Annotated in this window: 27 protein-coding genes; 20 read left to right on the top strand and 7 right to left on the bottom strand. The window is 71.7% G+C overall.

The features are described from left to right. Nucleotides 1-173: 173 nt before the first annotated feature. From nagB to SCMU_RS12415, 6 genes are all read left to right on the top strand, one after another. Nucleotides 174-956: a glucosamine-6-phosphate deaminase gene (gene nagB, locus SCMU_RS12440; RefSeq protein ID WP_229229451.1), complete on the top strand. Its 783-nt coding sequence runs from the start codon at nt 174-176 to the stop codon at nt 954-956. A 95-nt stretch (nt 957-1,051) separates the two neighbouring features. Continuing rightward, nucleotides 1,052-1,369 (top strand): DUF3039 domain-containing protein, encoded by a 318-nt coding sequence (locus tag SCMU_RS12435; protein WP_443020140.1) that lies wholly within the window; start codon nt 1,052-1,054, stop codon nt 1,367-1,369. 8 nt (nt 1,370-1,377) lie between these two features. Beyond that, nucleotides 1,378-2,859: an MFS transporter gene (locus tag SCMU_RS12430; protein WP_229229449.1), complete on the top strand. Its 1,482-nt coding sequence runs from the start codon at nt 1,378-1,380 to the stop codon at nt 2,857-2,859. Then, nucleotides 2,856-4,691: a DEAD/DEAH box helicase gene (locus SCMU_RS12425; RefSeq protein ID WP_229229448.1), complete on the top strand. Its 1,836-nt coding sequence runs from the start codon at nt 2,856-2,858 to the stop codon at nt 4,689-4,691. Before SCMU_RS12430 ends, SCMU_RS12425 begins: the two co-directional genes overlap by 4 nt. 78 nt (nt 4,692-4,769) lie before the next feature. Then, on the top strand, nt 4,770-5,360 hold the full coding sequence (locus SCMU_RS12420) for an isochorismatase family protein (protein ID WP_229229447.1): 591 nt from the start codon (nt 4,770-4,772) through the stop codon (nt 5,358-5,360). A 709-nt stretch (nt 5,361-6,069) separates the two neighbouring features. Further along, nucleotides 6,070-6,252: a DUF559 domain-containing protein gene (locus SCMU_RS12415; RefSeq protein ID WP_229229446.1), complete on the top strand. Its 183-nt coding sequence runs from the start codon at nt 6,070-6,072 to the stop codon at nt 6,250-6,252. A gap of 79 nt (nt 6,253-6,331) precedes the next feature. Here the strand turns inward: SCMU_RS12415 and SCMU_RS12410 are convergent, their stop codons facing one another. Next, a complete protein-coding gene (locus tag SCMU_RS12410) occupies nt 6,332-7,660 on the bottom strand; it encodes a nicotinate phosphoribosyltransferase (RefSeq protein ID WP_274602855.1) in 1,329 nt (442 codons plus the stop codon). Between the two features lie 71 nt (nt 7,661-7,731). On the opposite strand from SCMU_RS12410, the gene clpS reads away from it, so the two are divergent. From clpS to SCMU_RS12390, 4 genes are read left to right on the top strand one after another with little or no spacing between them, the layout of a single operon-like run. Further along, nucleotides 7,732-8,049 carry an ATP-dependent Clp protease adapter ClpS gene (clpS, locus tag SCMU_RS12405; RefSeq protein WP_229229445.1) on the top strand — a complete coding sequence of 106 codons (318 nt, stop codon included), beginning with the start codon at nt 7,732-7,734 and terminating at the stop codon, nt 8,047-8,049. After that, the gene (locus SCMU_RS12400) at nt 8,042-8,623 is read left to right on the top strand and encodes a DUF2017 domain-containing protein (RefSeq protein WP_229229444.1); all 582 of its coding nucleotides are present in this window, start codon (nt 8,042-8,044) and stop codon (nt 8,621-8,623) included. Before clpS ends, SCMU_RS12400 begins: the two co-directional genes overlap by 8 nt. After that, entirely contained in the window at nt 8,616-9,581 is a 966-nt protein-coding gene (murI, locus tag SCMU_RS12395) for a glutamate racemase (RefSeq protein ID WP_443020139.1), read from the top strand. Before SCMU_RS12400 ends, murI begins: the two co-directional genes overlap by 8 nt. Then, complete coding sequence (locus SCMU_RS12390; RefSeq protein ID WP_229229443.1) at nt 9,578-10,375, top strand: MBL fold metallo-hydrolase; 798 nt, start codon at nt 9,578-9,580, stop codon at nt 10,373-10,375. The genes murI and SCMU_RS12390 overlap by 4 nt, the downstream gene beginning before the upstream one ends. A gap of 86 nt (nt 10,376-10,461) precedes the next feature. Here SCMU_RS12390 and SCMU_RS12385 read toward each other — a convergent pair whose 3' ends face one another. Next, nucleotides 10,462-10,779, bottom strand: a complete 318-nt coding sequence (locus SCMU_RS12385; protein ID WP_229229442.1) for a 2TM domain-containing protein — start codon at nt 10,777-10,779, stop codon at nt 10,462-10,464. A 98-nt stretch (nt 10,780-10,877) separates the two neighbouring features. Then, entirely contained in the window at nt 10,878-11,723 is an 846-nt protein-coding gene (locus SCMU_RS12380) for an aldo/keto reductase (RefSeq protein ID WP_229229441.1), read from the bottom strand. Nucleotides 11,724-11,748: 25 nt separating this feature from the next. On the opposite strand from SCMU_RS12380, the gene rph reads away from it, so the two are divergent. Continuing rightward, the gene (rph, locus tag SCMU_RS12375; protein ID WP_443020138.1) at nt 11,749-12,513 is read left to right on the top strand and encodes a ribonuclease PH; all 765 of its coding nucleotides are present in this window, start codon (nt 11,749-11,751) and stop codon (nt 12,511-12,513) included. A 74-nt stretch (nt 12,514-12,587) separates the two neighbouring features. Further along, nucleotides 12,588-13,244: an RdgB/HAM1 family non-canonical purine NTP pyrophosphatase gene (gene rdgB, locus SCMU_RS12370; protein ID WP_229233034.1), complete on the top strand. Its 657-nt coding sequence runs from the start codon at nt 12,588-12,590 to the stop codon at nt 13,242-13,244. A gap of 74 nt (nt 13,245-13,318) precedes the next feature. On the opposite strand, the gene SCMU_RS12365 is transcribed toward rdgB, so the two are convergent. Next, nucleotides 13,319-14,098, bottom strand: a complete 780-nt coding sequence (locus SCMU_RS12365; protein ID WP_443020316.1) for a DedA family protein — start codon at nt 14,096-14,098, stop codon at nt 13,319-13,321. Between the two features lie 84 nt (nt 14,099-14,182). On the opposite strand from SCMU_RS12365, the gene SCMU_RS12360 reads away from it, so the two are divergent. Both SCMU_RS12360 and SCMU_RS12355 read left to right on the top strand, forming a co-directional pair. Continuing rightward, nucleotides 14,183-15,238 (top strand): exonuclease domain-containing protein, encoded by a 1,056-nt coding sequence (locus SCMU_RS12360; protein ID WP_229229439.1) that lies wholly within the window; start codon nt 14,183-14,185, stop codon nt 15,236-15,238. Between the two features lie 105 nt (nt 15,239-15,343). Next, nucleotides 15,344-15,946, top strand: coding sequence for a DUF4395 domain-containing protein (locus SCMU_RS12355; RefSeq protein ID WP_229229438.1), 603 nt, complete (start codon nt 15,344-15,346; stop codon nt 15,944-15,946). A 34-nt stretch (nt 15,947-15,980) separates the two neighbouring features. On the opposite strand, the gene SCMU_RS12350 is transcribed toward SCMU_RS12355, so the two are convergent. After that, nucleotides 15,981-17,000: an ADP-ribosylglycohydrolase family protein gene (locus SCMU_RS12350; RefSeq protein WP_229229437.1), complete on the bottom strand. Its 1,020-nt coding sequence runs from the start codon at nt 16,998-17,000 to the stop codon at nt 15,981-15,983. 256 nt (nt 17,001-17,256) lie between these two features. On the opposite strand from SCMU_RS12350, the gene SCMU_RS12345 reads away from it, so the two are divergent. Beyond that, nucleotides 17,257-18,456, top strand: a complete 1,200-nt coding sequence (locus SCMU_RS12345) for a chloride channel protein (protein ID WP_229229436.1) — start codon at nt 17,257-17,259, stop codon at nt 18,454-18,456. A 13-nt stretch (nt 18,457-18,469) separates the two neighbouring features. Here the strand turns inward: SCMU_RS12345 and SCMU_RS12340 are convergent, their stop codons facing one another. Beyond that, nucleotides 18,470-18,952, bottom strand: coding sequence for a MarR family winged helix-turn-helix transcriptional regulator (locus tag SCMU_RS12340; protein ID WP_229229435.1), 483 nt, complete (start codon nt 18,950-18,952; stop codon nt 18,470-18,472). Nucleotides 18,953-19,141: 189 nt separating this feature from the next. On the opposite strand from SCMU_RS12340, the gene SCMU_RS12335 reads away from it, so the two are divergent. The 5 genes from SCMU_RS12335 to SCMU_RS12315 all read left to right on the top strand — a co-directional run bounded on the left by SCMU_RS12335 (nt 19,142) and on the right by SCMU_RS12315 (nt 25,925). Then, entirely contained in the window at nt 19,142-20,131 is a 990-nt protein-coding gene (locus tag SCMU_RS12335) for an MIP/aquaporin family protein (RefSeq protein WP_229229434.1), read from the top strand. Between the two features lie 60 nt (nt 20,132-20,191). Then, on the top strand, nt 20,192-21,355 hold the full coding sequence (locus SCMU_RS12330; RefSeq protein WP_229229433.1) for an exonuclease SbcCD subunit D: 1,164 nt from the start codon (nt 20,192-20,194) through the stop codon (nt 21,353-21,355). Beyond that, entirely contained in the window at nt 21,352-24,513 is a 3,162-nt protein-coding gene (locus SCMU_RS12325) for an AAA family ATPase (protein ID WP_229229432.1), read from the top strand. Before SCMU_RS12330 ends, SCMU_RS12325 begins: the two co-directional genes overlap by 4 nt. Before the next feature lie 162 nt (nt 24,514-24,675). After that, complete coding sequence (locus SCMU_RS12320) at nt 24,676-25,518, top strand: MFS transporter (RefSeq protein WP_229229431.1); 843 nt, start codon at nt 24,676-24,678, stop codon at nt 25,516-25,518. A gap of 23 nt (nt 25,519-25,541) precedes the next feature. Next, a complete protein-coding gene (locus SCMU_RS12315; protein ID WP_229229430.1) occupies nt 25,542-25,925 on the top strand; it encodes a hypothetical protein in 384 nt (127 codons plus the stop codon). Between the two features lie 30 nt (nt 25,926-25,955). Here SCMU_RS12315 and SCMU_RS12310 read toward each other — a convergent pair whose 3' ends face one another. Beyond that, the gene (locus tag SCMU_RS12310; RefSeq protein WP_229229429.1) at nt 25,956-26,672 is read right to left on the bottom strand and encodes an IclR family transcriptional regulator; all 717 of its coding nucleotides are present in this window, start codon (nt 26,670-26,672) and stop codon (nt 25,956-25,958) included. Nucleotides 26,673-26,788 lie beyond the last annotated feature (116 nt).

The raw sequence follows: 26,788 nt of genomic DNA, 5'->3' as shown, positions 1-26,788 counted from the left end.
GAGGCGGCATGCGTCAGGAGGGCCCGTCAACGGCGCCCGACGCACGACGGCGACCGCGCGCCGTCGTGCGCGGGGGCTAGCCTCCGCGCGGTTGTCGGACGTAGGATATCTAGGAGTCGGCCGCGTCAGCGGGCGAGCGCGAACGTGCCAGCTACACGACGGGAGCCCCCACCATGGAAGTTGTCATCCTCAAGGACGCGCGCGAGGTCGGCCGCGCCGCCGCCGCAGCCTTTGCCGCCACGCTGCGGCGCAAGCCCGACGCGGTCCTCGGGCTCGCGACCGGCTCCTCCCCGCTCCCCGTCTACGACGAGCTCGCCCGCCTCCACGCGGAGGACGGCCTCGACTTCTCCAAGGCCTCCGGGTTCGCCCTCGACGAGTACGTCGGGCTGCCCGAGGACCACCGCGAGTCGTACCGCTCCGTGATCCGCCGCGACTTCGCCTCGCGCGTGAACATCGATCCCGCGAACGTGCACAGCCCCGACGGCGGCGCCGAGGACCTCGAGGCCGCGTGCGGGGCCTACGAGGCGGCGATCGAGGCGGCCGGGGGAGTGGACATCCAGATCCTGGGGATCGGCACCGACGGGCATATCGGCTTCAACGAGCCGGCGTCGTCGCTCGCGTCGCGCACCCGCATCAAGACGCTCCTCGAGCAGACCCGCAAGGACAACGCGCGCTTCTTCGACTCGATCGACGAGGTGCCGCACCACGTCCTCACCCAGGGCGTCGGGACGATCATGCAGGCCCGGCATGTGGTCCTCGTGGCCACCGGCGCGGCGAAGGCCGAGGCGGTCCACGGGCTCGTCGAGGGCCCGGTCACTGCCATGTGCGTCGCCTCGGTCCTCCAGTTCCACCCGCGCGCCACGATCATCGTGGACGAGGCTGCCGCCTCCTCGCTCCGGCTCGCCGACTATTACCGCCACGTCTACGAGAACAAGCCCGCGTGGCAGCGGTACTGACCGTCCGTCCCCGGACCGAAGTGCGGGCCCTGGGACCGCGCGGCTCTGCCGCGGCGCCGGTGCCGCCCGGGCAGGGCCCCGGCGCGGGGTCTAGCATGGAATCCATGACCACGATGCCCCCGGACCCGTTCAGCTCCGACCCGGACCCACGCGATCCCTCGCGCGGAGGCTCGACTGCGACGATCGAGCGCGAGGAGCTCCGCGAGGAGCTCGAGCCCGGCGACCGGGAACGCTTCTCCCACTATGTGCGCAAGGAGAAGATCATGGAGTCCGCCCTGACCGGCGAGCCCGTGATCGCCCTGTGCGGCAAGGTGTGGACGCCGGGCCGCGACCCGAAGAAGTTCCCCGTGTGCCCCACGTGCAAGGAGATCTACGAGGGTCTGCGCCCCGGCGGCGACGACAAGAAGCCCTGAGCCCGGCCGTGGCCGGGGAGCCCCGCGAGCGCCTCATGGCGCCCGCCTACCGCGGGCTCGTCATCGGGCTGCTCGCCACCACGGTGTGCTTCGCGTTCGAGGCGATGGCAGTCACGACGGCCATGCCGGTCGTGGCGGCCGCCCTCGGCGGCGAGCACACGTACGGGCTCGCGTTCTCCCTCTACCTCACGGGCTCGCTCGCCGCGACCGCCGCGGCCGGCCCCTGGTGCGACCGCGCGGGCCCACGTCCCGCGCTCCTGACCGGGCTCGGACTCATGATCGTCGGGCTTTCCCTCTGCGGCGGCGCGTGGGACTTCGGGATCTTCACCCTGGGCCGTGCCGTCTCCGGCGCGGGGGCGGGCTTCCTCATCGTCCCCGTCTACGTCATCATCGGCCAGGTCCTGCCCTCGGCGCTGCAGCCGGTCATGTTCGGCTGGTTCTCGGCCGGCTGGGTGGTGCCCTCGCTCGTGGGGCCCTACGTGTCGGGACTCCTCGCCCAGCACGCGAGCTGGCGCTGGCCGTTCCTCGGCGTGGCCCCGATCGTGCTCGTGGCCGTCGCGCTCACGTGGCCGCGGGTGCGCCACCTCGGAGCGCCCGGCCCCGCCCCTCGCGGGGACGCTCCGGTCGGGTCGGACGGGGGGCCAGACACGGTGCACGCCTCCAGGCGCGACGGGCGACGGCGCGCCCTCCTCGGCGTACTCCTTGCCGCCGGTGTCGCCGCGGCACAGTGGGCCGCCCAGTCCTGGGGCGACCCCGACACGAGGGCCACGCTCCCGCCCGCGGCGATCGGCGCCGTCGTGCTTGCCGGGATCGCCACCGCCGCGGCGACGGCACCGCGGCTCATGCCCCGCGGCGTCGTGCGCGTGGCGCGGGGGCTCCCTGCCGTCGTGCTCGCGCGTGGGCTCCTCACACTCGCGTTCTTCGGTGCCGAGGCGTTCATCCCGCTCATGCTCGTGGACCGGTACGGGCTCGAGCCCTCGATCGCCGGGCTCGCGCTCACGGGCGGCGCGCTCGGCTGGACGGCGGGGTCCTTCGCGCAGGCCCGCGGCTGGCTCACCAAACCCGGCTTCCTGGTCACCGGCTCCGCGCTGCTCGCGGGATGCATGGCGGTCATCGCCGCCGTCGTCTCGGTCGCGGCCACGCCGTGGCTGCTCGCCGGCGCGTGGACCCTGGCCGGTGCAGGCATGGGCATGGCCCTGTCCACCACGTCCGTCCTCGTGCTGGACTACAGCGACGACGCCACGCGGGGGCGGAATTCGGCCTCGCTCCAGATGGCCGATATGCTCGGTGGAGTGATTGGAACCGCCGGAGCCGGAACGCTGTACTCCCTGCTGCTCACCCCGGAACGGGCTCCGGGGCCCGGCGTGTTCGCCGTCCTCACCGCGTCCCTCGCAGTCTCAGCCCTGCTCGCTGCCGCCACCGGTGCACGGTCCGGGAGGCGCCCGGCCGCCGTGCCCTCGCCATCGCGGACCCGGGGGGAGAGCGCGTGACGGACACACTCTTCGGTGAGTCCTCGTCGTCGAACGCTTCTCCGTCAGTCCCCGGTGGGTCTCCCACCCTCCCCGGTGCTTCTCCCACCCTCCCCCCTGCCTTTCCCGAGCGCGCCGCCTGGGGCACCGCCCCCAAACTCCGCGCATGGCAGCAGGAGGCCCTCGACAAGTACCTCGCGCAGGCCCCTCGTGACTTCCTCGCCGTCGCCACGCCGGGCGCTGGCAAGACCACCTTCGCGCTGCGCGTCGCCTCGACCCTGATCGAGCGCGGCGCCATCAACCGTGTGACCATCGTTGCGCCCACCGACCACCTCAAGCGCCAGTGGGCCGACGCGGCGGCCCGCGTGGGCATCGCGATCGACCCCAACTTCAAGAACGCCGACGGCGCGCACGGGCGCGGGTTCATGGGCGTCGCCGTGACGTACGCGCAGGTCGCGAGCAAGCCGCTCCTGCACCGCGCCAAGACCGAAGCCGCCCGGACCCTTGTGATCCTCGACGAGATCCACCACGGCGGTGAGTCCCTGTCCTGGGGCGACGGGCTGCGCGAGGCCTTCGACCCGGCCGTGCGCCGCCTCGCCCTCACCGGCACCCCCTTCCGCTCGGACACCTCGCCGATCCCGTTCGTCGAGTACGCCGAGGACAAGGAGGGCATCCGCCGCTCGCGGGCCGACTACACGTACGGCTATGGACAGGCCCTGCGGGACCACGTGGTCCGGCCGGTCATCTTCATGGCCTACTCCGGACAGATGCGCTGGCGCACGAGCGCGGGCGAGGAGATGGCCGCGTCCCTCGGCGAGGCCGCCGTGACCAAGGACGTCACCGCCCAAGCGTGGCGCACGGCCCTGAACCCGTTGGGGGAGTGGATCCCCGCCGTCCTCGCGGGGGCAGACAAGCGGCTGACCGAGGTCCGGCGCGCCGTGCCGGACGCCGGTGGCCTCGTGATCGCCACCGACCACGAGGACGCCCGCGCCTACGCTGGCCTGCTGAAGAAGATCACCGGAGAGTCGCCATCCGTTATCCTTTCCGACGACGCCAAGGCATCGGCCAAGATCGAGGAGTTCTCCGACAGCCGCAAGCGCTGGATGGTCGCCGTGCGCATGGTGTCCGAGGGCGTCGACGTGCCCAGGCTTGCGGTAGGCGTGTACGCGACGTCGACGTCGACTCCGCTGTTCTTCGCCCAGGCCGTGGGGCGCTTCGTGCGCGCACGACGCCGTGGCGAGACCGCCTCGGTCTTCCTCCCCTCGGTGCCGCAGCTGACGGCGCTGGCCAACTCCATGGAGGCCGAGCGCGACCACGCCCTCGACCGCCCGTCCAACGACGAGGACGGGCTCATGGACCTCGAGGAATCGCTCATGGACGAGGCGAACCGCGAGGAGAAGGCCTCGGACACCCTCACCAAGGGCAAGTACGAGGCGCTCGAGTCGCAGGCGGCCTTCGACCGTGTGCTGTTCGACGGCGGCGAGTTCGGCACCGGCGGCGAGGTGGGCTCGGACGAGGAGCTCGACTTCCTCGGCATCCCGGGCCTTCTCGATGCCGACCAGGTCGCCACCCTCCTGCGCCAGCGGCAGCAGGAGCAGGTTTCGCGCCGCCGATCGCGGCCCGCCGCGTCGACCGGCCCATCGGGCGTGCCCGACCACCGCCGCCTCATGGACCTGCGCAACGAGCTCGCGAAGAACGTCTCGGCATGGAGCGCCCGGACCGGGACGCCGCACGGAATGGTCCACAACAAGCTTCGGGAGCTGTGCGGCGGGCCCGCCGTTGCCCAGGCGAGCGAGGAGCAGCTCAAGGCGCGCCTCGCCAAACTCGCGGACTGGTTCGTGGGCCGCCGCTGACCCCCACCCACGTTCTGGGGGTCACGTTCTGGGGGTCACGTTCAGCTGGTGTTCCGGCACGGAGAGGACAATGGAACCATGACCGCCTCCCGCGCACTCGTGATCGTCGACGTCCAGAACGACTTCTGCGAAGGGGGATCGCTGGCGGTCGACGGCGGTGCTGCCGCGGCGTCGCGTATCACCTCCTTCCTCGCCGACCACGGGGACGAGTACGACGCCGTGGTGACGACCCAGGACTGGCACATCGACCCCGGGCCCCACTTCTCCGAGGCCCCCGACTACGTCGATTCCTGGCCCGTGCATTGTGTGGCGGGTTCGACAGGCGCCGACTTCCATCCGAATCTGGATATCGCGGGGGTGGATGCGATGTTCCGCAAGGGCCAGTACGCAGCCGCATACTCGGGGTTCGAGGGGCATCTGGCCCAGTACGGAGACGAGGGGGGCGAATCCGGGGACTCCGCGACCCTCGATGCCTGGCTGCGTGCGCGGGGCATCCGGGCGGTGGACGTCGTCGGGATCGCCACTGACTTCTGCGTCAAGGCGACCGCCACCGACGCGGCCCGGGCAGGCTATGACACGCGCGTGCTGACTGGCCTCAGCGCGGGGATCGCCGGAGACCTTGAGGCAACCTACCGTGACCTCCGGGCGGCCGGCGTTGCGGTGGCCTGACCATCTGGAAGTCACCATCTGGAAGTCACCACCTGAGAGTCACGTTCTGGAGGTCACCTTCCGCGGGTTCCTGTGGATAACTTTGACCCGGCGGCGGCGGATTCGAGCAGACTTTCCCCATGAGCGCACGTGGGGACCTTCCAATGAGCCTCGGAGGCAGGGCGTTCACCTTTCAGGACGCTCGGGCGGCTGGGGTCAGTCCGGGCCGGCTGCGCGCCAAAGACCTTGAACGGTGGAGTCGCTGCATCTACGTTCCCGCAGGATATGCCGCGACCCTGCGCGAACGGGCCGAGGTGCTCCTCGCAGTGACAGATGATGGGTGGGTCTCGCACCGGACCGCTGCGGCCCTCCAAGGAATGTTCCTCCCGCCGTGGGTCGACGACCACGAGATGGTCCATCTGAGCAGGCCTGCACACTTGTCCCGTGTCCGCAGGATGGGCGTCGTGGGCCATCACACGAGGATTCGCCCCGGAGAGCTCCACCACGTCGACGGGCTTCTCATGACCACGCCGGCACGGACATGGGCTGGACCTGTCCGTGGAGCTGGGCGATGCCTTCCGTATCGCCCTCGGTGATCAGCTCATCCGGCGGCCGCGGGCAGAACTGGAGGGCGGGAGGGACCAACCGCTCGCGACCCTGACGGACCTGGGGGAGATGCTGCGACCCCTACTCCCCGTCCGGCGACATGGGCTACCGGAGCCTCAAACTGGTGATCCAGTACGAGGGGGCCCATCATGACGACGAGGCCCAGAGGCTTCGCGACGCTCGCCGGGACCGTGCGTTCCGTGATGCTGGCTGGACGATCATCCTCGTGCGCGTCGAGGATCTGAGAGATGACTTCAGCGCCGTCATCCGAGAGATCCGCTCGCACCTCGCGTCAGCCGCTGCCTGACGACCCGCGGGAGCTGGCCCATAGGAGGTGCCCTTCAGGAGCTGGCTCCCAGGAGGTGACTTCCAGACCAGGCGGCGGGTCAGTCGTCCTCGTACACCGTGGGGATCGCCGCCTCGCCTCGGTGCATGCGCTGCACCGAGGACGGCAGCTCCGCGATCGAGGCCGCGTGCCGCTCGCGGGCCCGCGTCACGCCCTCGTGGCCGGTCCACCCGGGCTTGAGCTCGCCGTCGACGATGAAGTGCTCCAGAAGGGGGCGGTCGTTGCCGTCGTCGTGCGGGCGGTGCCCGATGCCGACCACCTCGTGGGTCGCGCGCCCCCTCTCGTCGAGGCGCCGAAGCGCGTACTTGCGCCCGCCCACGCTCGCCTTGTTCTTGGCGGCCTTCGCGACCGAGACGAAGTTGCCGTCGTCGTCCGTCCGGCTCACGAGCTTGTACACCATCGATGCTGTCGGCGCGCCGGAGCCGGTCACGAGTGAGGTCCCCACCCCGTAGGCGTCCACGGGCGCGGACTGGAGTGCCGCGATCGCGTACTCGTCCAGATCCGAGGTCACCATGATCCGCGTGTTCGCGTTGCCGAGCTCGTCGAGGAGCTTGCGCACCCAGTGGGCCTGCTCGATGAGGTCACCCGAGTCGAGGCGGACTGCGCCGAGCCTGTCCCCCGCGATCTCGACGGCGGTGCGCACGGCCGTTTCGACGTCGTACGTGTCCACCAGCAAGGACGTCGAGGCGCCCATGGACGCCACCTGGGCCTCGAAGGCTTCCCGCTCGGTGTCGTGCAGGAGCGTGAAGGAGTGGGCGGCAGTCCCGACTGTCGGGATGCCGAAGCGCAGCCCGGCCTCGAGGTTGGAGGTGCTCGCGAAGCCGGCGATCACGGCGGCCCGCGCGGCGGCGACGGCGGATTCCTCCTGTGTGCGGCGCGAGCCCATCTCGATGCACGGGCGGCCGTGCGCCGCCGTCGTCATGCGTGAGGCGGCGGAGGCGATCGCGGAGTCGTGGTTGAGCACCGAGAGGATGTAGGTCTCGAGGATGCAGGCCTCGGCGAACGTCGACTCGACGATGAGGATGGGGGAGTTGGGGAAGTATGCCTCGCCCTCGGCGTAGCCGAACACGTTGCCTGAGAAGCGGTACCCGGCGAGGTAGTCGAGCGTCTCCCGGTTCACGACCTTGGTGCGCTCGAGGAAGCCGAGCTCCTCATCGCCGAAGCGGAACGCCGTGAGCCCCTCGAGCAGGCGTCCGGTGCCGCCGACCACGCCGTACCGGCGCCCGTCGGGGAGCCTGCGGGCGAACGCCTCGAAGACGCAGCGACGGTGGGCGGCGCCCGAGTGCAGCGCGGCCTGGAGCATTGTGAGCTCGTAGTGGTCGGTGAACAAGGAGGTGCGGGGCTGGGCCCACGGACTCGTGTCGGTCACGGTGTCACCCTATACAACGCGTGCCCGGGGTGCGCGAGGGGCGCGCACCGGCCCTGCCTAGAATGGAGGCCATGAGCATCAGCGTCGCCACCGAACCCTCCCAGGAGGTCGCCGGACAGACCGAAGCGAGGGAAGACGCCGCACGGCTGACCCCGTGGAACCTGGTCGTCTGGAACGACCCGGTCAACCTGATGAGCTACGTCAGCTATGTGTTCCAGTCGTACTTCGGCTACTCCGAGGCCAAAGCGGACGCCCTCATGATGCAGGTCCACACCGAGGGCCGGTCGATCGTGAGCCATGGATCGAAGGAGGCGGTCGAGCAGCATGCCGTCGCGATGCACACCTTCGGGCTGTGGGCCACCGTGGAGAGGTCCGGGCAGCATGGCTGAGCCATTCGTGTACGGCCGCAGGGGCATCACCGCGCGGCTCGAGGAGCCCGAGCGCGAGCTGCTGCGGGGACTCTTCAATGACGTGGTGAGCATGCTGGATCCCGGTGCAGCGCAGGAGGACCCGCTCGAGGCGCTCGTCGGCTTCAGCCCGAACGCTACCGAGCCTGAGGACCCGGCCCTGGCGCGCCTGCTGCCGAATGCCTTCAAGGACGACGCCGCGGCTTCCCTCGATTTCCGCCGCCTCACCGAGCGTTCCCTGAGGGAGGGCAAGGCCGGCGCCCTCCGCGCGGCGACGCTGTCCCTCGACTCGGCGCATCTCGTCCTCGACGACGCGGCCGCGAGGCACTGGTCGACGGCGCTCAACGACGTCCGCCTCGTCCTCGCCGAGCGCCTCGGGATCCACAGCGAGGAGGACGCCGAGAAGGTCCACGCGGTTACCGACTGGGCGCAGGCCGAGGACGTCGAGGCCTACCTCGCCCTCGTCTACAACTTCGTCACGTGGCTCCAGACGACCCTCATGGACGCCATGCTGGACGCCCACCGCGTGCGCTCGCAGCGGAGCGGCCATGAGTGAGCATGGCGGAGCTGAACTGGCCCCGTCCGAGCGGCCCATCGGCATCTTCGACTCCGGGGTGGGCGGCCTGACGGTGGCCCGCGCGGTCATCGACCAGCTGCCCCAGGAATCGGTGGTCTACGTCGGGGATACGGCACACGGTCCTTACGGCCCGCTGCCCATCGCTGAGGTCCGCGCCTTCGCCCTCGGCGTGATGGACGAGCTCGTGGACTCCGGCGTCAAGGCCCTCACGATCGCGTGCAACTCGGCATCCGCGGCCGTGCTGCGCGATGCCCGCGAGAGGTACACGGCCCGCTACGGCATCCCGGTCATCGAGGTCATCCAGCCGGCGGTGAGGCGCGCCGTGGTCGCCACCCGCAACGGAAGGGTCGGCGTGATCGGCACGAGTGCGACGGTCGGCTCACGCGCCTACGAGGACACGTTCGCCGCCGCCCCCGACCTGCAGATCACCTCGGCGGCGTGTCCCGAGTTCGTCCGATTCGTCGAGTCGGGCGTCACCACGGGCCCCGAGCTCCTCGAGGTGGCGGAGGGCTACCTCGCGCCGTTGAGGGAGGCGGGCGTGGACACCCTCGTGCTGGGCTGCACGCACTATCCGCTCCTCACGGGGGTCATCTCCTACGTGATGGGCGAGGGCGTGACCCTGGTCTCGAGCGCGGAGGAGACGGCCAAGGACGTCTACCGTGCGCTCATGAAGAACGGCCTCGTCCGGACGGGCACCACGCCGCCGGTGCACAGTTTCGTCGCGACCGGGGACCCGGCCCAGTTCGAGGTCCTCGCGCGGCGGTTCCTGGGACCGGAGGTGCAGGGGGTCCAGCATGCCGAGCACGTGGCCGCCCGGTATCCCACGGCGAGTCTCGCGACGATCACGCCGGAGATGCTCGCCGAGGCCCGCGCCCGCGGCGGGTCGAGCAGGATCTCCCACTTCGCGGCCCACGATGCGGGCAGGATGGCACCGTGAAGCTCACCATTGTCGGCTGTTCTGGGTCGTTCCCGGGTCCGAGCTCGCCCGCGTCGTGCTACCTGGTCACCGCGAATGACGGCGAGCGGGACTGGCGCATCCTCCTTGACCTCGGTTCGGGGGCGCTGGGCGTCCTCATGCGCTACGCGGACCTCAGCGACATCGACGGCGTGCTCCTGAGCCACCTGCATCCCGACCACTGCATGGACCTCACGGGGCTGCACGTGGCGGTTCACTGGGACCCCAACGGCTGGACCGCGGGCCGGGTCCCGGTGTGGGGTCCGGCGGCGACGAAGAACCGCATCACCACTGCCCTGGACATGCAGCCCGAGATGGATCTCGACGAGGACTTCGAGTTCCACGACTGGGTGCCCGGGGAGGCTGTCGAGTTCGGACCATTTCGCTTCACGGCCTACACCGTGCGCCACCCGATCGCGGAGCCGTACGCGCTGCGGATCGAGTGCTCCGAGCCTGACGGCGCGGGCGGGGCCGAGCGCCGGGTCCTCGCCTACTCCGGGGACACCGACGCCTGCGCCAACCTGGTCGAGGCCGCGCGGGACGCGGACCTGTTCCTGTGCGAGGCGGCGTACCACGAGGGCCGGGATGACGCGATCGAGGGCGTGCACCTCACCGGCCTTCGCGCCGGCCAGGCGGCGCACGACGCCGCGGCGAAGCGCCTGCTGCTCACTCACCTTCCGGTGTGGAACGACGCCAACCGGTCGGTCGCTGAGGCCCAGAAGGCGTACGACGGACCCATCGCCGTCGCCGTCGCGGGCGTGCACTACATCGTCTGACGTGCCCCCGTGTGGCGTGCCCCCGTGTGGCGTGCCGTCGGGCGTCGTTGCCTCCGTCCCGACCGGGTCGGCCCGCTCCATGCGGGTCATCCTGCTCCGCGGAGCCGCCTCATCTCCGCCTGCACCTGGTCCTCGGTGGGCGGCTTCTTCCAGTAGACATCCCAGGCGTGGGCGACGATGCCGATGCCCCAGCCCGCGATGGGGTAGGCCGGCCAGAAGTAGCCTGCGCCCGTCATCGCCCAGATCATGATGAGCATCGCGTTGACGAGGACGTAGATCAGCAGGTGGATGCGGAAGTCGGACTTCTTCTTGAGGGATTCGAGGGCGAGCGCCCGCAGGGCTGCCTCGTGGCTGAAGCCTCCGCCGTCGGGGGCTCCAGCGCCCTTCCCGAGTTCGACGTTCATGGCAGATCCCCTTCGGTGCTGTGGGTCGGACAGTCGGGCCCCCGAGCTCACCATAGGACCCTGCAGGCGCCCGCAACAGGGCCAGAGGCCCCTTGGGATCAGAGCATCTCGAGGGGGATCGGCCGCCCGGGTGAGGGGAAGGCGGCGTCGAGCGCGGTGAGGTCGTCGGCGTCGAGCGTCACGTCCAGCGCAGCGCGATTCGCGAGCACGTGGTCGGCGGTGCCAGCCTTTGGGATCGCGATGACTCCCGGGGCGCGCAGCACCCACGCGAGCGCGACGGCGGCCTCCCGGACTCCGTGCTTGCCGGCGATGGCGCCGAGGACCGGGTGCCCGAGCAGGCGGGCCTGCTCGATGGGCGAGTAGGCCATGACCGGGACTCTCTGGGCGCCCAGCCGCGGGAGGAGGTCTGCTTCGATGCCGCGCCGGCCGAGGTTGTACAGGACTTGGTCGGTCTGCATGCCGGCCGAGCCGGGGAGGGCGGCGAGGTCATCCAGATCGGCTGTGTCGAAGTTGCTGACGCCCCATCCGAGCACCTTGCCCTGCTCCTCGAGCCGCTGCAGCGCCTCGACGGTCTCGGTCAGGGGCGTCCCCCCTCGCCAGTGGTACAGGTAGAGGTCGAGCCGATCGGTGCCGAGCCGGCGCAGGCTGCCTTCGAGCGCCTTGGCCGTTCCGCGCCGGGTCGCGTTCCATGGCAGCACCTTGCTCACGAGGAAGACCTCGTCGCGGTGGCCGGCGATGGCTTCGCCCACGAGGTCCTCGCTCCGGCCGTCGCCGTACATCTCCGCGGTGTCGATGAGGGCCAGCCCGGCGTCCAGGCCGGTGCGCAGGGCCGCGATCTCGTCGGCGCGCGTAGCGCGGGACTCGCCCAGGTACCACGTGCCCTGGCCGAGCACGGGGACGCGGGTGCCGTTGGGGAGGGCGAGGGAACGGACTTCACTGGCCATGGCGGAGAGTCTATAAGCTGGTGGCATGACCCCGAGCACCCCTGGAAGTTCTATCGTCGTGCGCGCCGACGGGCGCGCCCCCGACCAGCTGCGGCCCATCTCGATCACCCGCGGATGGTCGAAGCAGGCCGAGGGATCGGCGCTCATCGAGTTCGGCAACACCCGCGTGCTGTGCACGGCCTCGTTCACCGAGGGCGTTCCGCGGTGGCTCAAGGGGGAGGGGCGTGGCTGGGTGACCGCCGAGTACGCGATGCTCCCGCGTGCCACGAACACGCGCTCGGACCGTGAGTCCGTCAAGGGGCGGATCGGCGGCCGGACGCACGAGATCTCGCGGCTCATCGGGCGCTCCCTGCGCTCAATCATCGACACCCGGGCGCTGGGTGAGAACACGATCGTGCTGGACTGCGACGTCCTCCAGGCCGACGGCGGCACCCGCACCGCCGCGATTACCGGCGCCTTCGTTGCCCTCGCCGAGGCGATCCGCTGGGCCAAGGAGAAAGGGCTCGTCGAGCCGGGCGCGGAGCCGCTCATCGACACGGTCTCCGCGGTCTCGGTCGGCATCATCGACGGCGTGCCGATGTTGGACCTGCCGTACGTCGAGGACGTGCGCGCGGAGACGGACATGAACGTCGTCGTGACGGGTTCGGGCAAGTTCGTGGAGGTCCAGGGCACGGCGGAGGGCGCCCCCTTCGACCGCGAGGAGCTCGACAGCCTCCTCGACCTCTCCCTCCTCGGGACGGCCCAGTTGGCGGATATCCAGCGGGAGACGCTGGCGGAGGCGCTGCGGTGAGCGCTGCCGGCACCGGCGGAGCCGGCGCGGACGAGCACAGCGGCACTGCGGTGAGCGCCGCCGCCCCCGCGCGGATGTATGACGGCGACCACTCGCCGTCGTCCGGGCCCAGACTGGTGCTCGCGACGCACAACCGGGGAAAGCTCGTGGAACTGCGGGATCTCCTGCGCGGCCAGGTGCCCGGCCTCGACGTGGACTCCCAGGTGGTGGACGCGGGGGCCGTGGGGGCGCCGGACGTGCTCGAGGACGGGGTGACGTTCGCCGAGAACGCGCTCAAGAAGGCGCGGGCGGTCGCTGAGGCCACGGGCCTGCCGGCGATCGCGGACGACTCGGGGCTCTCGGTGGACGTGCTGGGCGGTGCTCCCGGCATCTTCTCTGCGCGCTGGGCAGGCCGGCACGGCGACGACCGGGCGAATCTGGAGCTGCTCCTCGCGCAGCTCGCGGACGTCAGGGAGGAGCATCGTCAGGCCGCGTTCGTGTGCGCGGCGGCGCTCGTAGTGCCGGGTCCCGCCGAGGCGGGGAGCGAGTCCGTGGAACTCGGGCGGATGCGCGGGACCCTGCTGCGTGAGCCGCGCGGGGCGGGCGGATTCGGGTACGACCCGATCCTGCGGCCCGAGGGCCTCTCGGCCAGCGTCGCCGAGCTCACGCGCGAGGAGAAGAACGCGATCAGCCACCGGGGCCGCGCGTTCCGCGCCCTGCTGCCCGCGATCGTCGAGGCACTGCGCCGCTGACGGCGTCCGTCGCAAGCCCCGTAGCGCGAAGGCCCGCCACTGCCGAGGGCAGGGCGGGCCTTCGCGCGGGAGGACTACTTCCAGTCGGGGTTCGTCTTGCGCTCCTCGATCGGCTCGTGCTCCTCGATGAACTCGTCCACGACGTCGGTCCCGAAGGATGCGGCCTGGCGCTTGGCCGACCGGCCGCGGATGAACTCGACGATGATCGGCAGGATCGAGACGAGGACAATGGCGATGAAGATGAGGTCGATGTTCTTGCCGACCCATTCGTACTGCCCGAGCCACGCGCCCAGCAGCGTAACGCCGCCGCCCCACAGGACCGCCCCGATCACGTTGTAGAGGAAGAACTTCGCGCGGTTCATGCCCGCGACGCCCACGATCACGGGGACGAACGTGCGGATGATCGGCACGAAGCGGGCCAGGATCAGCGCCTTGCCACCGTGCTTCTCGAAGAAGGCGTGCGCCTTGTCCACGTTCTCGCGCTTGAACAGCCGCGAGTCGGGACGCCTGAAGATCGCGGGCCCGGCCTTGGAGCCGATGAGGTAGCCGCACTGGTTGCCGAGGATGGCGCCCACAATGATGAGCCCGGCCATGAGCCACAGGTTGAACCTGATCGCGCCGGTCGCCACGAGGAGGCCGGCCGTGAAGAGCATCGAGTCGCCGGGGAGGAAGAACCCGACGAGGAGCCCCGTCTCGGCGAAGATGATCCCGCAGACGACCAGCACCACCCACGGCCCCAGCGGGGAGTCCCGCAGGAACACATCGGGGTTGAGCCAGTCGGGCAGGAACGAGGCGGTCTTGGGCTGGACGGCCAGCGCGAGGACGGAGACGGGGTCGGCCAGGGCTGCAGGGATCACCCTTCAAGGGTACCGGCCCGGGATGCCCTATCCCGCGCGGCGGTGCGCGGACTGGGGGCGCCGGGGCGCTAGGCTCGTCGCGTGGCTCTGGACTTCACCGCGATCGACTTCGAGACGGCGAATGGATTCCGGGGCTCCCCGTGCTCTGTGGGACTGGTGAAGGTCCGCGGCGGCCGCGCCGTCGAGCGCGCGTCGTGGCTCATGCGGCCGCCGGAGGGCCACGACGACTTCGACCCCCGCAACGTCGCCATCCACGGGATCCGGCCGCACGACGTCGCGCACGCGCCCCGCTTCGGCGCGCTGTTCGCGGAGATTGGCGGGTTCATCGGCGAGGACGTCCTCGTGGCGCACAACGCCGCATTCGACCTCGGTGTGATCCGCTCCGCCCTCGAGGTCAGCGGCATGGAGGCGCCGGCGTACGACTACGCATGCACCGTCGTCCTCTCCCGCAAGACCTACAAGCTCGTCTCGCATTCCCTGCCCTTTGCCGCTCGCGAGGCCGGGGTCCCCCTCGAACACCACCACGACGCCACCGAGGACGCTGCCGCGTGCGCAGGCATCCTCATCGACATCGCGCACCGCCTCGGCGTTGACAGCAATGCCGGCACCGTCGCGGACGTGTACGGTGCCGTCGGGCTCTCCCTGCCGCGCCAGGACGCGTTCACGCCCGGCGACGCCGTCTCGCCCGCCACGGCGCGCGCCCTCTCGCGCGGCGGCGCGGGCGCCGGCGGGGGCACCGCTGCGCGCACGACGGCGCCTGGCCGCTCGAGCGGGGCCCGCACCTGGGCGCCGTGGCCCGACGAGGGCGCCAATCCGACGCCGAACCCCGCCGCCGACCCGCACCATCCGCTGTTCGGGCAGCGGATCGTGTTCACCGGGGCCCTCGGGATGACCCGGACCGAGGCGAAGTCCCGTGCCGCCGAGCTCGGGGCGCAGCCTGCGAGCTCGGTGACCCGCGCGACCACCGTGCTCGTCGTCGGGGACGGCTTCGTGGCCTCGGACCTCATGTCCGGGCGGGTCACCACCAAGGCCCGGCGTGCCATGGCGCTGCGCGAGCGCGGGCAGCGCGTCGAGGTGCTCTCGGAGGGCGAGTTCCTCCAGATGCTCGGCGGCCCTTGGCCCGCCGCCAGCGCCTGAAGCGTCCGCAGGCTCCGCCGCTGTTCCTCCCCTGGGGCCGGTCCGGCCGTCATGCGGCGCAACGTTCCTTCGGGTGAGACGAGGTCCTTCCTTACCATGGTCGGCATGTCCCCGCACGCGCCGTCAGGCTCCCGCTCCACCGTCGACACGATCTTCGACACCGTCGCCACGGGGGCGTTCGTGGCGCCGATTGAGCCGCGCCGCAGCCTCGCATCCCGGATCTTCCCGTTCCCGAACCCCGTCAACGAGTTCGCCGCGCGCTCGACCGCCGGCATCATCGTGGTGCTCAGCTGCACCGTCCTCGCCGTAGGTCTCGCGACGGGAGCGGGCTGGGGACTCTGGGTGATCGCGGCCGGGTTCTGGCTGCGCGTCGCGTGGGGACCGCGATTCTCGCCGGCCGGGCGCCTCGCGGTGCACGTGATCGCCCCACGGCTGGGCGCGGCGAGGCTCGTCGCCGGCCCTCCGAAGCGGTTCGCCCAGGGCATCGGCGCGGCCGTCTCGACGGGCGCCGCGCTGTTCTATGCCTTCGGCCTTGCCGGTGCGGCCTGGTCTGCGCTCGCCGTCCTCATCGCGGCCGCGTCCTTCGAGGCCTTCGCCGGGTTCTGCCTCGGCTGCTGGATCTTCGGCCGGATGCAGCTCGCAGGCTGGATTCCCGCCTCGGTGTGCGAGGCGTGCAGCGACATCGCCCTGCGCCGCAAGGCCGGCTGACCTCCGCTGCACCCGTCAGGAGCCAGTGACCTCGTCAGGCCCCAGTGACCTCGGCGAGCCGGTCCGCGACGCCGAGGGCCGCCGTCGTGCCCGCTGTCTGAGTGAGCCATGCCGCCGGGACCGAGTCCTGGCCCCACCGCGTGCCCAGGAGGGCGCCGGAGATCGCAGCGGCGTCGGGACCATAGGCGGCGGCAAGGCCGACCCCGGCCGCAAAGGCCACCTCGAGGGCGTCGCCCGAGTCGCGGGCGCTCTCGGCGGCGAGCACCGCCGAGAGGGCACCGGCGAGCGCCGCTGCCGCGTCGTCGTCGCGCGCCGGGGAGCTCTGCTGGGGGCTTGATCCGGGGTGCCAGGGGTCGTCGTCCTGGGCGAACGCGCCGAGCACTCGCTCGTCGGGGGCGCGCAGCGAGGCAATCTGGGCCCGCGCGGACCCGGCCGCGGTCCGGCAGTCGGCGCCGAGGGACAGGAAATGGGTCATGGCCGCGACTGCGGCGGCGGCCTGCACCGCGACCGTCGCGCCATGGGTGAGGGATGCGCCATCGGCGCTCATCTTGACCACGGCGGCGGCCGGGATATGCGGGACGAGGCCGTATGGCGCGGCGTGGGCAGCGGCACCCGCGTCGTCGAACTCGACGCCCATGGGCCGGGAGGGGGAGCCCATTTCGCCCCCCGCCAGCGAGGCGACCCACGCCGGGCGCACCGCGGCCGGGACACTCACGCCGTCCTGAGAGTCCAGCCAGCGCGGCTGCGCGATCGGCGCCTGCGGGGAGACCGGCACCCCCTGGGCCGAGAGCCACCGCAGCGAGGCCAGCCACACGCACGCCGCCTCATCGGCGTGGACCCCATCATTGGCCCACTCGATCGCCTCGGTCAGCGCGTCCGCCGTGAACAGCGTCAGCTGGCCCTCCGGGCCGAGCGGGCGCAACTGGCCCGTGGAGGTGAGGGAGGTCGGGGATGTCGGCGAGGCATCGGCAGTGCCCGCGATGGCGGCGGCCTCCGCGACGGCGGCACCGAGGAGGCAGCCCCGGATCCGGGACGCGGGGGAGGGCATGTCCATAGGGACAATCTAGTCGGTGCTAGTCGGTGCAAGTCGGTGCTAGTCGGTGCGGACGTGCGCGAGTCAGACGGCGCGAGGATGACCGCAAAGTAGTTCTGACCTAGAATAGTTCTATGTCAGAACTACCTCGCTGCCCTTCCCTGACGATGGACGCGCCCTCTGGTCTGGCGCACACGGCCGTCCCCTGTGCTGTGGGGCCGTTGTGAACGCAACCGTGCTGCGTGGTCAGGGACGGAGGGTCCTCCACATCGCACTGGTGACTCTCGTCGTCGGGATCGGCGCCGGACTCATCGGTATCGCAGTGGACCTGGCCCTCCAGTTTCTCGAGCACGCTGCATTCGGCTACTCGGAGGGCTCACTGCTGGAGGGAGCCAGTCAGGCTCCGCCTTGGCGACGGCTTGCGGCGCTCGTCTCGGCCGGGGTCCTCGGCGCCGTAGGCTGGTGGGCCCTGCGGAAGTGGGCGGCCCGGGTGATTTCGGTCGAACAGGCCTCCAAGGGCACTCGCATGCCGTGGTTTACGACCGTGGCCAACGCCGTACTGCAGATCGGCATCGTCGGCCTGGGCGCATCGATCGGACGCGAGGCCGCTCCACGCGAGCTGGGCGCGCTGTTCGCGGAAAAGGTCGCGAGGGCCGCGGGCCTGGCCCCCCGCGAGGTCGGAATTCTCGTGGCATGCGGCGCCGGCGCCGGACTCGCCGCGGTGTACAACGTGCCCTTCGGGGGCGCGCTGTTCGCGGTCGAGGTGCTGCTGGCGAATGTGAGCTTCGCCGTCCTGCTTCCCGCGTTTGCCACCTCGGCGATCGCGGCCGGCATCGCGCGTCTCGTGGTGCCGACGACCCCGATGTACGCGCTGCCGCCCCTCGGCCTGACGCCGCAGCTCTTCGTCTGGTCTGTTCTGGCCGGTCCGGTGATCGGCCTCGGGGCCGCGGCGTTCACCCGTGCCACCCAGTGGGCCTCTGCGACCAGGCCGAAGAAGGCCGGCATCCTCTGGGCGATGCCACTGCTGTTTGCTGGAGTGGGGGCCGTCGCCATGGTCCTGCCCGAAGTCGTCGGCAATGGGAAGGCCGCTGCCCAGACCGCATTCTCCGCGACGGCGCCGCTCGCGCTCGTGGGACTCCTCCTCGTCGCGAAGGCCGCCACCACACTTGCCACGATCAAGGCCGGAGCCGCGGGTGGAACGCTCACGCCCTCCGTCGCGATCGGCGCGATGCTCGGGATCGCGCTGGGAACCGTCGTCAACGCCGTAGCGCCGGGCACATCGGTCGCAGCCTTTGCCTTCGTCGGCGCGGCGGCCTTCCTCGCGAGCACGATGAAGGCACCCATGACCGGTCTGATCCTCGCTTCCGAGTTCACCGGTACCGGCCCGGAGATGCTCGTTCCTGCCATGCTCGCGACCGCAGGGGCCCTCGGCGTCGTCTACTTCCTCGAGCGCACGCGGCTCTCCGACATCCCGTAGCGGAGGCGGCCCGTCACAGCGTTCTGCTCGGGTCGGCCTCGGCCTCGGCCTCCATCCGCGCGGCGAGGGCCTGCAAGGCCGGGAGTGCCCGGTTGATCGAGGTCTGGTCGGAGTCCCGGAGGGCGCTGAACGCGCGGTGGATCCGGCGCTCGTTCGCCTGACGCCAATGCAGCAGCCGCTCGAGACCGTCCGGGGTCAGGTGCAGGAGGAATGCCCTCCGGTCCGTCTTGCTCGACTCCCGATCGAGCAGGCCCCCGACCACCATCTGCTGGACGAGGTTGCTGACGGTGTTCTTCGCGAGATTCTGCCGTTTCGCGAGCTCGCTGACCGTGAGCCCGGGCTCGTCTGCGAGCCGCTGGAGGAGTTCCACCTGCGCCATGGGAAGCGCTTCCCAGGGGAGCTCGTCGCGGACACCGGCGCGCAGGGACCTGCGCAGACGCGTGATGACGTCGGTCAGGCCCCACGCGTCGCCGGGACCGCTGTCTGGCGCGTTCATGCGCCAAGCCTAGTCGCAGTCACGAAGGCTCCCTGCTCTGTGACCAGCGGGGCAGCCGCCGGTGCCGGTTCGGTCCCTCGGCGAGAAGGCGATACTCTGCTGAGGGTTCTGCCCCGACGGCGCGGAGCTGCATGCATGTGCGTGGGCACAGCGACACTCCAGCGACACTCCACGAAATGAGGATTCGTCATGACCACAGGCATCTCGGTGCCACCGGCCGCAAAGCCCGCCGAGTTCGGCGTCGTCTCGAAGCTCGTCGCGGAAGCCTTCGGAACCTTCCTGCTGACGTTCGGCGGGCTCGGCGTGGCGCTCTTCAGCAGCCCCTCGTCGGCGCCCATCCCCACCCCCTTCGCCGTGGGCCTCAGCATCGCCGTAGGCATCGCGGCGGTCGGCCACGTCTCCGGCGGACACTTCAACCCGGCCGTGACGCTGGGCCTGGCTGTCGCGGGGCGCACCAACTGGCGCCTCGTGCCCGGGTACATCGCCTCCCAGCTCGTGGGCGGCATCCTCGGGACGCTGATCCTCTGGGTCACGGTGCGCACGCTCCCGAGCCTCAGCAGCGGGAACAACGTCCAGACGATCTTCACGCAGCTCTCGAACGGCGTGGACGACCTCTCTCCCAGCAAGTTCCCGATGGCCGGCGGACTCCTCGCCGAGGTTGTCGCGACGGCCGCGTTCGTGGCCATCATCCTCTTCGTCACGAGCAAGCGTGCGGTCAAGGGCATGGCGCCATGGGCGATCGGCCTCGGCCTCGCCGTCCTGGTCCAGGCGATCGCGCCCATCACGAACGCGTCGCTGAACCCGGCCCGCTCCACCGCGACCGCCGTCTTCGCGGAGGGCTCGGCGATCGGCCAGCTCTGGATCTTCTGGGCCGCCCCGATCCTGGGCGCGGTCATCACCGGCCTCATCTTCCGCGGCTTCGGCTCCCCGGACGAGCTGCACAGCGCGACCGCGGGCGGCATCGGCGACATCACGGCCGAGGCCACTCGCGACGACGCTGCCCGCGCGTCCGAGCTCGCCGACCAGGAGGCCGCCGCTGCTGAGGGCACTGCCGCGGAGGATGACGCCGCGGTGGACGCCGATGCCCCCGAGTCCTCCGCCGAGCCCGCTCCCACCGAGCCTGGCCCCGGCCGGACGACCGACGACGACGCGCGCGACTTCTTCGACAAGAACCGCTGATTCAGCGCATCAGCCGGTGGTGCCCCAGAAATGTCGGTGCCACCGGCTAGCGTCGTCCGCATGAAGATCCTGCACACCTCCGACTGGCACCTGGGCCGGTCGTTCCACGGTGTCGGCATGCTCGCCGCCCAGGCGGAGTGGCTGGACCACCTCGTCGACTTCGTGGACTCGGAGCGCATCGCCGCGGTGCTCGTAGCGGGGGACGTCTACGACCGCGCGCTCCCGGCCGTGGACGTCGTCGAGCTCTTGGACCGGACGCTCGTGCGCCTCACGGCGGCCGGGGCGCAGGTCATCATCACGAGCGGCAACCATGACTCGGCGGTCCGGCTCGGATTCGCCTCGAGCCTCCTCGAACACGGCGGCGTGCACGTGAGGACGCGCATCCAGGACATCCCACGGCCCGTGCTGCTGCCTCTGGGGGATGGAGCACACGTGGCCGTCTACGGGCTCCCGTACCTCGAGCCCCGTCTCGTCGCGGACTCCCTCGGCGCGGACGCTCCAGGCCACACCGCCGTCACGGCCGCCGCCCTCGAGCGCGCGCGGGGGGACCTGGCCCGCCGCCGCGGCGAGGGCACCGTCCACTCCATCGTGATGGCCCATACCTTCGCGGGCGGCGGCGCCCCGAGTGAGAGCGAGCGGGCCCTGTCCGTCGGCGGGCTCGACGTCGTCCCCCTGGAGGTGTTCGGGGGGTTCGACTACGTGGCGCTGGGCCACCTGCATGGCCGGCAGGAGCTCGCCCCGACCATCCGGTACTCGGGCTCGCCCCTTGCCTACTCCTTCTCCGAGGCCCGGCAGGCCAAGGGGGCGTGGCTGCTCGACATCGGGCCGGAGGGCATCGGTTCGGTCGAGTCCGTGGGCTGGGCCAGCGGCCATCGGCTTGCCGTGCTGCGCGGTCCCCTCGAGGAACTGCTCGAGGCCCCCGCACATGCCGGTGCCGAGACGGCCTACTGCCACATCACCCTGACCGATGCCGAACGCCCCCAGCGCGCCATGGAACGGCTGCGGGCGCGGTTCCCCCTCGCGGTCGCCCTCGTCTTCGAGCCCGACGGCGGCGGCCGAACCCCCGTGGCGAGCTACAGCGAGCGGCTCGCGGCGGCCAGCAGCGACCTCGATCTCTGCTGCGGCTTTCTTGAGCACGTCCGAGGCCGTGGCCCCGATGAGTCAGAGCGGGCCGCGCTGGGCGAGGCGCTCGAGGCCGTACGCCTTGCGGAGGTGTCGCGATGAGGCTCCACCGACTCGAGGTCAGCGCGTTCGGACCTTTCGCCGGGAACGAGAGCATCGACTTCGATGCTCTCGCCGAGCACGGGCTGTTCCTCCTCAACGGGCCGACCGGCTCCGGCAAGACCAGCATCCTCGATGCGGTCTGCTATGCCCTCTACGGGTCCCTTCCCGGGGCACGGCAGGGAACCAAGTCCCTCAAGAGCCACCACGCGCCAGCCGACGCGGAGCCGGCGGTCCTCCTCGAGTTCAGCGCCCGGGGGCGCCGCTTCGAGGTCCGGCGCACCCCCGAGTGGGCCCGGCCGAGCCTCCGCTCGTCCGCCGGATGGGTCGCCCAGAAGGCCTCCACCCACGTCCGCGAGCTCGTCGACGGCGAATGGCGCCCTCTCACGTCGCGCAATGACGAGGCGGGAGCGTTGCTGGCCGACGTCCTGGGCATGGCCCGGGAGCAGTTCACGCGGGTGGTGCTCCTGCCGCAAGGAGAGTTCGCCTCCTTCCTCCGCGCCAAGGCGTCCGACCGCGTCGAGCTCCTCGAGAGGCTTTTCGGCACGCAGCGGTTCGCGGACGTCGAGGCCCAGCTCGGTGCCCTGGCCCAGGAGGCGAGGTCCGCTTCGGAGGCCGCCGAGCGGGCGGCGGCAACGCCCGTCCTGAGGCTGGAGGGCGAGATCGACGCACATGCCTTCGGGCCCGACCCCGAGGCGACTCCGGCCGAGGCGGGCGTGTCTGGAACCTCGCGGCCTGGCTCGGAGCAGGGAACCGAGCCCTCCGAGCTGGCAGCCGCCCCGGTGCTGGACCCCGACGGACCGCTCGATCCCGCCCAAGCGAGGGCGCTGTTCGAGTGGGCCGACTCAGCCCTCGTCCGGCGCCACACCGTCGCCCTGCGGCAGCGAGGGCCGGCCGAGGAGGAACTGGCGGCCGCACGCACGCGCGCGGCCGAGGTCGCCAGCGCGCTCGAGGACGCCGCCGAGCTCACGCAGGCGCGGAAGCGCCGCCACGACTGGGAGGAACAATCGGCTGGGCATGCAGAGCGGCAGGCACGCCTCGCGCGCCACGCCGCCGCAAGCGGCCTGAGGACCCCACTGGCAGAGGCCGCGACGGCGGCGCGGAGGTCAGAGGCAGCCCGTGCGGCCGCGCGGACGGACCTCGAGGCCGCCGTGGCGGCGGGGTGGGGCACCGGGCGAGAGGACAGGGGTGCCCTCGACTCGTTCGGACTCCCAGAGGCAGAGCGCGCGCGGGCGGCCGCACTGTCAGCCTCTGCCGAGGCGGCGGTGCTCGCCGAGCGTGCGGTCGCGGAGCAGGAACTGGCGAGCCTTGAGACAGCGCTCGGCGCTGACCGCGACGCCCTTGAGGACGCCGGCGCGACCGCGAGCCGTCTCGCGGCGGCGGCGGAAGGCCTGTCGCACGAGATCCGCGAGCTCACGGGGGAGCGGACCCTCCTCGAACCGGCGGCCGCGGCGCTCGCGGCGGCCAGGCTCGAGGCCACGGCGGCCGAGTCCGTGGTCACGGCCGTCCAGGAGCACGCCCGGGCAGCGCGAGCCGTCGGCTCGGCCAGCGAGCAGCTCGAACGGTGCCGTGCCGCGGCGCTCGATGCGAGGCAGTCCTGGCTCGACCTGCGAGAACGCAGGCTCGAGCAGAGCGCGGCGGAGCTCGCGGCACAGCTCACCGACGCGGTCCCGTGTCCCGTGTGCGGATCCGGGGAGCATCCGGCCCCGGCGATCGGCGCCGAGGACCCCCTTGCCCTCGTCGACGCGGAGCGAACGGCAGCCAAGGAATCTGAAGCCGCGCGCGCGAGGGAGGACCAGGCCAAGGAGGCCGTCGCAGCGGCCAGGGAGGCGCTCGCGGGCATCGAAGCGCGCGGAGGAGCAACCGATCCCGACAAGGCAGTCCTCGTCCGCGAGGACAAGCTCGCGGCGGTACGGGCGGCGACCGAGGCGGACACGCGGCTTCGTGCCGTCGTGGAGCGACTCGGCATTCTGGGCCCCCAGCTGGACGCGGCGGTGGCGGGACGCGACGAGGCCGCTGCCCTCCGGATTCGTGCCGAGGAATCCGTGGTCCGGAGGACCCAGGACATCGAGCGGTTGCGGGCGGAGGTCGATGGGTGGCGTGCGGGGTTCCCCAGCGTCGGAGCCAGACAAGCGCACGTCGCGGCCTTGTCCCGCACTCTTGCGGCCCTCGAGGAGTCGCTCGTGCGCTCCCGTGCCTCTGTCGCGGAGGAGTCCCGCACGGCTGAGCTGCTTGAGGCCGCGCTCGGCGCGACCGAGTTCGCCGACGGGGATGCTGCGCGAGCGGCCCTCTTGGACGATGACGCCGCCGTCCGCACCGAATCCCGGATCCGAGCCCACGAGGCGGAAGAGCAGCAGCTGAAGGGCCTGTTCGCCTCGGCTGCCGTGCGACGGGGCCTCGAGGCCGAGGTTGCGGGGCAGGCCGTGTCCCGCGCGGACCTCGACGCCCTGCGCACTGTCGAGGACAGGGCCGAGCGCCGACTGCGCAGCGCCGAGGCCGCGGCCCGGGACGCTGCCGCGGCCCGGGAACGCGTTGCGGCGCTCCGCGAGCAGTTCGAGGCGTCAGTGCCATCGCTCGAGGATGCCCGCAGGCGGTCTCAGAGCCTCGCGGAGCTGGTTCGGACTGTGCGGGGCCAGGGAGACAACGACCGCCGCATGTCGCTGCACAGCTACGTCTTGGCAGCGCGCCTCGAACAGGTGGCACTGGCCGCCACGGAACGGCTGCTCGCCATGAGCGACGGCCGATTCAGCCTCGAGCACAGCGACGCCCTCGCCGCCCGCGGGGCGGCGTCGGGGCTCGGCCTCGACGTCGTCGACGGCTGGACCGGGCAGAGGCGCGATCCGTCCACCCTCTCTGGGGGCGAATCGTTCATGGCAGCGCTGTCCCTCGCTCTCGGCCTGGCGGACGTGGTCCAGCACGAGTCGGGCGGCATCGACATCGAGACTCTCTTCGTCGACGAGGGCTTCGGGAGCCTCGACGAACAGGCCCTCGAGCAGGTCATGGACGCGATCGAGGGCCTGCGCGCCGGGGGGCGGGTGGTCGGCCTCGTCAGCCACGTCTCCGAGCTCAAACAGAGGATCCCGGCCCAGATCAGGGTTGCCAAGGGCAGGACAGGCTCCCATATAGCGTCTGTAGGCGTCACCGGCAGCCCGGCCGCCTGACGGGCCTCGCCGGCCGCACGACGGCCCCATCGACCCGACTCGGGACAAGGCGACCGCAGCGGTACCCACGTCAGGAATGGCCGTGTCCACGCTAGGATGTGAGGGCTACCGGGTCCAGCACGGCGGGTGGCGGGGACGCCGTGCACGTCCTCGAGGTACTCCGTGGCCATCCGAGTCTCCCTCCTTGCCCGGTACGCTGTGCTCCCGCAGCTGGCCGGACCGGTCTTCATCCCCGTGGCGCTCATCGCACGGCTGCCCCTTGCGATGCTCACTATCGGAACCCTGACCCTGGCCTCGGTCGCCTCCGGATCGTACGCCCTGGGCGGGCTTGCCGCCGGGGCTGTGGGCATCGGTGCCGCGATCGGCGCTCCCGTGCTCGGCTGGCTCGCCGACCGGAAGGGCCAACGGAACGTCGTGCTCGTGGCGGGACTGGCCAATGCCGCCGCCATGGTCGCCATCGTCGCCGCCTGCTACCCGCCCGGAGGCCTCCGCGAATTGGCGCCGATCCCGGTGCTCGCCGCGGCACTGGTCGGTGGCCTCACCACCCCGCAGGTCGGCCCGCTCGCCCGGGCGCGATGGATGGCGCTCACCGAGGGGCGCCCGCTGCGCGAGCTCGAGAGGGACGCTGCCTTCTCCTACGAGGGGACCGCGGACGAGGCGACGTTCGTCCTCGGGCCCGCCCTCGTCGGCGCGCTCGCGGCGTTCGTCGCCCCGTGGCTCCCGCTCGTGGTCGCCGCCGTCCTGACGGCGGTCTTCGTCACGGCGTTCGCCATCCACCCCACCGTCCAGGCCGTACGCCCGAGCGTGTCCAAGCTGACCCATGCTCCAACAGCGGCCGGGCGGCCAGCGGCCGGGCAGCGCGCCGGGGCGATCGTGTTCGTCCCGATCGGGGCGATGGTCGCGATGGGCGCGTACTTCGGCGGCACCCAGAGCGCCCTCACGGCTTTCGCCGGCGGCCTCGGCGCGGCGGAGGCCGGGGGCTGCTCTACGCCGCACTCGGTCTGACGTCAGCGGCGGCGGCCCTCAGCGTGGCAGTGTGGCCGGGCCGCTTCGCCCTCCCCGCGCGCTGGACGGCGAGTGCCGCCGTGCTCCTGGCCGTGACGTTCCTCCTCTTCGCTCCCAGCACGCTCCTGGCGATGACGGCGGTGATGCTCGTCATCGGGATCCCTGTCGGTCCGATCATGGTGACGGTCTACGGGATCGGCGGCCGCCTCGCGCCGAAGGGCCGCGTCGGAACCGTCATGACGGCTCTGGCGAGCGGGCTCGTCGCAGGGGTCGCCCTCGGGGCCGGCACCGCCGGTGCCCTCGCCGAGGCGGGAGGCGCGCACGCGGCGTCGTGGGTTCCGATCGCGGCCGCGGCCGTCCTCCTGGCCCTTGGTGTGGTCGTGGCGATCGTGCGGCGCCGCGCCTGATGTGAGCTCGGCTCGCGGAGCGCGGTCGACTCAGCCGACGGCGTGGGCGATCCGCTCCGCGGCGGCGATGAGCGCGGTGCCGATTGATCCCGTGTCCACCGCGTCCGCGCTGAGGTAGACCACGGCCAGTGCCGCAGGGCGATGGTGAGGGAGCAGGAGCGGCACCGCCACCGACGCGGTGCCCGGGATCACCTCGTCGTGGCTGAGCGCGTAACCGCGTGCCCGCGATTCGTCCGACTCGGGACGGTAACGCACTCCGGGGGCACGCACCGCCCACTCCTCGCGCCCGAGCGCGGACTGGATCGCGATGCCCGGGCCACCGCGGTCGAGCGGGTGGCGCGTCCCCGGATGCTGGGCAAGGGTGGCGCCGCTGTGCTGGGGCTCCACCGTGGCGAGCGTGATGCAGTCGGAGCGGTCCCAGACGGCAACGAACGCCGTCATGTGCAGCTCGGCCGCGAGCCGGCCGAGCTCAGGCAGCGCCGCGGCCTGGAGGTCCCGCGAGACGGAGCGCGCGAGGACGGCGAGGCCGGCCCCCGGCTGCAGACGGCCTGAGTCGTCGCGGGTCACGAGGGCGTGGTCCTCGAGGGTGCGCACGATCCGGTAGGCGATCGATCGGTGGACGTCCAGCGCGGTCGAGAGCTCAGCGATCGTCAGGGGTGTCCTGGCTTCGGCGAGCACTTCGAGGGCGCGGATTCCGCGTGAGAGGGTCTGGGAATGCGGCCCGGTCTCGGCGGCGGTTCGTGGCATGGGGTGTCCTCACAGGGGTCGGAACGGCAGCGTCGGCTCATCGTGATGTCGTTCCATATCAGCACATCTCGTTCAATTATCGAACACCAAAGGTATCAGTCAAGCATGGTCCGCCA

The sequence above is a fragment of the Sinomonas cyclohexanicum genome (genome assembly GCF_020886775.1).
Lineage (GTDB): Bacteria > Actinomycetota > Actinomycetes > Actinomycetales > Micrococcaceae > Sinomonas > Sinomonas cyclohexanicum.
This window is presented reverse-complemented; position numbering and strand designations above follow the sequence as displayed.

What these genes read in the sequence shown, in the direction of transcription:
- nagB (WP_229229451.1), top strand. Translation starts at nt 174, where the DNA reads ATGGAAGTTGTCATCCTCAAGGACGCGCGCGAGGTCGGCCGCGCCGCC.
- SCMU_RS12435 (WP_443020140.1), top strand. Translation starts at nt 1,052, where the DNA reads ATGGAATCCATGACCACGATGCCCCCGGACCCGTTCAGCTCCGACCCG.
- SCMU_RS12420 (WP_229229447.1), top strand. Translation starts at nt 4,770, where the DNA reads ATGACCGCCTCCCGCGCACTCGTGATCGTCGACGTCCAGAACGACTTC.
- clpS (WP_229229445.1), top strand. Translation starts at nt 7,732, where the DNA reads ATGAGCATCAGCGTCGCCACCGAACCCTCCCAGGAGGTCGCCGGACAG.
- SCMU_RS12400 (WP_229229444.1), top strand. Translation starts at nt 8,042, where the DNA reads ATGGCTGAGCCATTCGTGTACGGCCGCAGGGGCATCACCGCGCGGCTC.
- murI (WP_443020139.1), top strand. Translation starts at nt 8,616, where the DNA reads ATGAGTGAGCATGGCGGAGCTGAACTGGCCCCGTCCGAGCGGCCCATC.
- SCMU_RS12385 (WP_229229442.1), bottom strand. Translation starts at nt 10,779, where the DNA reads ATGAACGTCGAACTCGGGAAGGGCGCTGGAGCCCCCGACGGCGGAGGC.
- SCMU_RS12380 (WP_229229441.1), bottom strand. Translation starts at nt 11,723, where the DNA reads ATGGCCAGTGAAGTCCGTTCCCTCGCCCTCCCCAACGGCACCCGCGTC.
- rph (WP_443020138.1), top strand. Translation starts at nt 11,749, where the DNA reads ATGACCCCGAGCACCCCTGGAAGTTCTATCGTCGTGCGCGCCGACGGG.
- rdgB (WP_229233034.1), top strand. Translation starts at nt 12,588, where the DNA reads ATGTATGACGGCGACCACTCGCCGTCGTCCGGGCCCAGACTGGTGCTC.
- SCMU_RS12355 (WP_229229438.1), top strand. Translation starts at nt 15,344, where the DNA reads ATGTCCCCGCACGCGCCGTCAGGCTCCCGCTCCACCGTCGACACGATC.
- SCMU_RS12350 (WP_229229437.1), bottom strand. Translation starts at nt 17,000, where the DNA reads ATGGACATGCCCTCCCCCGCGTCCCGGATCCGGGGCTGCCTCCTCGGT.
- SCMU_RS12340 (WP_229229435.1), bottom strand. Translation starts at nt 18,952, where the DNA reads ATGAACGCGCCAGACAGCGGTCCCGGCGACGCGTGGGGCCTGACCGAC.
- SCMU_RS12335 (WP_229229434.1), top strand. Translation starts at nt 19,142, where the DNA reads ATGACCACAGGCATCTCGGTGCCACCGGCCGCAAAGCCCGCCGAGTTC.
- SCMU_RS12330 (WP_229229433.1), top strand. Translation starts at nt 20,192, where the DNA reads ATGAAGATCCTGCACACCTCCGACTGGCACCTGGGCCGGTCGTTCCAC.
- SCMU_RS12325 (WP_229229432.1), top strand. Translation starts at nt 21,352, where the DNA reads ATGAGGCTCCACCGACTCGAGGTCAGCGCGTTCGGACCTTTCGCCGGG.
- SCMU_RS12310 (WP_229229429.1), bottom strand. Translation starts at nt 26,672, where the DNA reads ATGCCACGAACCGCCGCCGAGACCGGGCCGCATTCCCAGACCCTCTCA.